We start from the raw sequence: 841 nt of genomic DNA on the forward strand, positions 1-841 counted from the left end.
AAAACGATAGAGCCACTCTGGGAGTTGCTGAAGGAGGATGTACTTAGCCCAAAAATACCTGCAAGTCGACGAAACCCCAATAAAAGTGCAGGACAGGGGGCATAAAAATAACATGCATAAAGGATACATGTGGTTATATCATGCCCCTGTAGATCGCTTGGTACTGTTTGACTACCGAAAAAATAGGGATCGGTCAGGTCCTAGTGAGCTATTGGCTAAATTCAGGGGAGTCATCCAGACAGATGGCTATGGGGTATATCATTCCCTATTCGATCAGCATCCCCACATCATGCTGTCTTTTTGCATGGCACATGCACGGCGCAAGTTCGTGGAAGCAGAAAAGTACGATCAAGAGGCTGCGCAGTATGTCGTAGGGCAGATGCGTGCGCTCTATGCTTTAGAAAGTAGTATGAGGGAAGCCTGTCTAAGCGCCGAAGCACGCGCCAAGCTGTCCAATACTGGAAACTTTGGGCAACTGGTTAAATAAAAATCTGTACGCCTATCCCCCGAAAAGTCCGATGGGTGAGGCCATCGCATATGCTCACTCTCGCTGGGCAGGTTTAAGCTTCTATACGCTACATGGCAACATGGAAATCGATAATAATTTAGTCGAAAATGCTGTCAGGCCGCTTGCCGTTGGACGCAAGAACTACCTGTTTGCTGGCTCTCATGATGCTGCACATATGACTGCTGCCATGTACTCCTTTATGGCAAGCTGTAAGCGAAATGGTGTCGATGAAAGAGAGTGGCTAAGTGATATTTTTTGATCGCGTACAGGGAATCAAGCATAAGGACCTCTTCAAGCTACTGCCTTCTAATTGGGTCAAGTACAGAGGCCAAT

1 pseudogene is annotated in these 841 nt (G+C 47.1%); it reads left to right on the forward strand.

Annotated elements, in window-relative coordinates:
* Positions 1-37 precede the first annotated feature (37 nt).
* Positions 38-767, forward strand: a pseudogene (tnpC, locus tag A3SI_RS21360) (IS66 family transposase).
* Positions 768-841 lie beyond the last annotated feature (74 nt).

It is taken from the genome of Nitritalea halalkaliphila LW7, assembly GCF_000265075.1.
GTDB classification, from domain to species: Bacteria; Bacteroidota; Bacteroidia; order Cytophagales; family Cyclobacteriaceae; genus Nitritalea; species Nitritalea halalkaliphila.